Raw genomic sequence first — 3,699 nt, 5'->3', positions numbered from 1 at the left:
CATGGGATAGTACTTTTTCCCTAAAATCTAATGAATATGTCATAGCTAAAAAGCGCTAATTATAACAAATATATAAGACTTTTTAAATTTTAATCAACTATATGTGCAAGGAGATTCTGCATGAAAAAGTCAAGATACACAGATAGTCAGATCATTAATATTCTCAAGAAAGCAGAAGCTGGAGCGCCAGTAGCAGAGTTATGTCGAGAACACGGAATGAGCAGCGCTACATTTTATAAGTGGCGCTCGAGGTTCGGTGGCATGGACGTATCAATGATGTCCCGTCTTAAAGAGCTTGAAGAAGAAAACCGGCGACTGAAGAAAATGTATGCCGAAGAACGCCTCAAATATGAGATAGTTCAGGAATGATCCTGCCTCGAAAAACCGGACACCAACATTATGCAGCCATTCCAAAATTGCTGGGAGTTTGAAACCCTAGAGATGAATGGATGCGTTTGCGATTGTAAAACACTTCAATGTAATCGAATAGAGCTAATTGAGCCTCTTTTCTAGTTTTAAAAGTAACCCCGTAAATCGCTTCAATTTTCAAGGTATGAAAAAAGCTTTCCATGACCGCATTATCATAACAGTTACCTGAGCCACTCATGGAGCAAACAAAGCCATGCTTTTTAAGAAGGAATTGATAAGCATTACTACAATATTGAGAGCCTCTATCGGAATGATGAATAACCCCTTTAGGTGGATTGTTGCGGTGGATAGCCATAACTAAAGCCTTCTCAACAAGCTCCGTAACCAGGCGTGTTCCCATGCTCCAACCTACAATTTTTCGATTATATAAATCGATTACGGTGGCTAAATACAGCCATCCTTCATCAGTATGGATGTAGGTAATGTCAGAAGCCCAGGAAATATTGGCGGCAATAGGATTAAATTGTCTTCCCAGTAAGTTCTCGGCAACAGGCTTTGAGTGGCGACTGTCTGTGGTCACTTTAAATCGTCTTGCCGCTTTAGGCTTCAATCCTTCTTGTTGCATAAGCCGCTTTATCCGAGCTTTCCCATGATATTTTCCTTGCTTACGTAATGCTTGCTGCAAGCGTGGTACACCATAAGTTTGGCGCGACTCGTCAAACTGATGTCGCAGAATTTCTGACAAAAGCTTATCTTCCTGTTGGCGAAGTCTAACTCTTCCTTTTAGCCATGTATAATAAGCACTACTTGAAACACCTAATACCTGACAAAGCTTTTTTACAGAATGGAAAGCCGATTGTTCTTTAATTAACGCGTATTTCGCTGGCCTTCCCTGGCGAAAAACGCTGCTGCCTTTTTTAAGATTTCTCGCTCTTCTTCAAGTTCAGCAATGCGCGCTTTTAAACGTCTCAACTCCAAATCCTTTTCAGTGAGCTTGGGGTGATTCGGAAAAGCATTTTCATGGTTGATTCTGTAATTTTTACGCCAGTTATAGAGATTATTTTCTGCTACCCCTAGCTCTCTTGCCACTTGTCTTAAAGTCTTATCGCTTTGCTCTAACAATTCAATAGCTTTACCTTTGAACTCTTTTGTATAGACATTTCTTACCATTTCTACTCCTTGCTGATGAGATTATATCTCTTAAACAAGGTGTACAGCTAATCGAGGTAGGATCAATCGCGGGTTACCTCAAATACCTTCAGTACCAACTGGTAGGTATCACGGTAAACTGGAAGTTCCGTATATAATGCCATAAGCCCAACATCAAAAAAAATAAAATCGAACCGCTGCGCGGTGTTTATAAGAGGCAGCTTCGCTGCCTCAAAAGAAAAGGGTTAAAGGGTTGAAGGGGTAAAAGCCCGAACACACCTAACTCTATTCTTGTTGCCCTTACTGTCGAAGTCGCGGAAGCCATTGCTGAAGAACTGAGCGCGTGCGGCACACGCCCCAACCTCGGTAGAACTCCAATAGAAGAGGGAATCAAACCCAGCAATAGTACGTCCATTAAATGTTGTTTGCTGCCACAAATCATTGAGCTCTCCTTCTGCCGGCAAATACCAGTTTGAATAACAGGTCTCGCCTGGATTGCCGGTACATGGTGAGTTACTATCGGCGTTTACTGTATATTGATAACAAATACCAGCCGCGTAGGTATTAGCTGCTATCATGTTAGTGGTTGTCAAGACGTTAAAAATAGTCGCTGTATTGGTCGCGCCATTATTAATGTCAGTGGCATTGGTTGATATGCAGCCTGCTCCGCCGCCATTAAAGCCGCCCCACACAATAAGGAAACTGGATGATGCGTCCTGACTGTCCTGACGTGCCGCTGTTTTGCCGTTATTGCAGTTGTCTACTACAAAGACAATGCCCTGTTGGTAGGTATCGTTTACAGCTAATTGCCTGACTTCCACACTGGAGCTGACCGCCGGTGCGTTATCAGCCTCAACCGTAATAGTATCAGCAGCTGCTGCACTTGTTCCTTGCAGTTCAAAGGTGCATTGACCACCATTGGCTGCCAGGTCGCTGCCCGTGCAACTATCGTTGTTTATCTGAACATTGTCTGTTAAATCGCCTAAATCAATCGATAGATTTTCAGCCGCAGTGGTAGTTGAGGTGTTGGTTACCGTTAGCGTACTTCCCGTCCCGCAATTGGGCGATAATACGAGCGGCGCACCACTGACTGCCAGACTGGCTTGCGCTGGAGCATTTACTGCAATTTGTGCGCTGACCTGCGTGGTATTGTTGCCGGAAATCGGTATGGTTTCCAGAGCATGTGTTGCAGCACCAGGCGTAAACTGTAACTGACAGCTGCCGCCATTAGGCGCAATGGCAACGCAGTTGCTGGCATCCTGGGTCACATCCGTCCAACTTGCCGGTAAGGTTGCCTGAACATTCTGTGCAGTGATAACGCTAGAATTATTGGTGATCGTTAAAAAACCCGGCGTGCCGCTGCCCGCCACCAGGTCTAACGCCGGTGGACTCACCGCAAGTGCTGCAATTTCGGCGCTGCCTTTCGTGATATTTAGAATGTGTACTGCACTTGGCTGATAGCATTGGAGTAGGTTTGGGCTGCCATCTGGATTGGCCAGGCAGAGTGCAGGTCCACCATGAACGCCGCCCTGGGGCAAGGCGCTGCCGATGATAGAAAGATTTAAAGTGCAGCTACTACCCACCTGCCCCTTGGGTGCCAATTGACAAGGTGTGGTTTGTGTAATGCCAGGCATCGGCTGAATCACTAGTTTTTTAGGCTTGCCCGACTGATTCTGTACTATATATTGTATGAATGAAGTGCTGCTCTCCGGCACGGTCTGAGTGGGATTACTTCCTGGGGCTGGCATTACGGTCCACAATGGACCGGCTGCGTGGGATGCGGTCCATATAAAGCAAGAAAGCAGGCCAAGCATTAGCTTGTTCGCTAATGTGTTGTTTTTGATGGTTCTTTGCATGGTTTCAGTCCTTATGCCACGTAAGTCAGGTTAAACAAAACGCCGTTGGTGTAGAGGTGATTCAGCGCCAACCCTGAATTCATTGTCTGCCCTAAAGCGCGACCCAGTTCACTTTTCCCCCAGTCGGCAAACTCATAACCCACACCAACCTGCCAATGCTCGCTGATGGATTTTTGCACCCCGGCACCCAGTGATCCCTGGCAGTAATTCTGGACACTCAATTAAGCTATGTTCTTTAGTTCAAAATTAAGTGGGCTTATATAGCCTTTCGCACTATGCCTTCTTTTACGGTTGTAATCAATATCAATATACTCAAATACGGCTT

General features: G+C 45.2%; 4 protein-coding genes and 2 pseudogenes. 1 reads left to right on the top strand and 5 read right to left on the bottom strand.

Translation table 11 applies throughout. The features are described from left to right. Window positions 1–120: 120 nt before the first annotated feature. A pseudogene (locus tag E1O47_RS11870) lies at window positions 121–366 on the top strand (transposase); the annotation flags it as partial. Window positions 367–397: 31 nt separating this feature from the next. Here E1O47_RS11870 and E1O47_RS11865 read toward each other — a convergent pair. The 5 genes and pseudogenes from E1O47_RS11865 to E1O47_RS11840 all read right to left on the bottom strand — a co-directional run. Beyond that, window positions 398–1,237 carry an IS3 family transposase gene (locus E1O47_RS11865; RefSeq protein WP_242602110.1) on the bottom strand — a complete coding sequence of 280 codons (840 nt, stop codon included), beginning with the start codon at window positions 1,235–1,237 and terminating at the stop codon, window positions 398–400. Continuing rightward, window positions 1,237–1,539: a transposase gene (locus E1O47_RS11860; RefSeq protein WP_133131453.1), complete on the bottom strand. Its 303-nt coding sequence runs from the start codon at window positions 1,537–1,539 to the stop codon at window positions 1,237–1,239. Before E1O47_RS11860 ends, E1O47_RS11865 begins: the two co-directional genes overlap by 1 nt. Before the next feature lie 224 nt (window positions 1,540–1,763). Beyond that, window positions 1,764–3,374 (bottom strand): Lcl C-terminal domain-containing protein, encoded by a 1,611-nt coding sequence (locus tag E1O47_RS11850; protein WP_133131452.1) that lies wholly within the window; start codon window positions 3,372–3,374, stop codon window positions 1,764–1,766. Window positions 3,375–3,385: 11 nt separating this feature from the next. Continuing rightward, window positions 3,386–3,568: pseudogene (locus tag E1O47_RS11845) on the bottom strand (porin family protein); the annotation flags it as partial. 27 nt (window positions 3,569–3,595) lie between these two features. Further along, window positions 3,596–3,699 (bottom strand): IS3 family transposase (locus E1O47_RS11840; RefSeq protein WP_165475120.1); only part of this gene is annotated, 104 nt, incomplete at its 5' end.

The organism is Legionella yabuuchiae, assembly GCF_900640115.1.
Taxonomy (GTDB): Bacteria; Pseudomonadota; Gammaproteobacteria; order Legionellales; family Legionellaceae; genus Legionella_A; species Legionella_A yabuuchiae.
The sequence above is the reverse complement of the archived record's forward strand: the minus strand, read 5'-3'. Positions and strand labels throughout refer to the sequence as shown.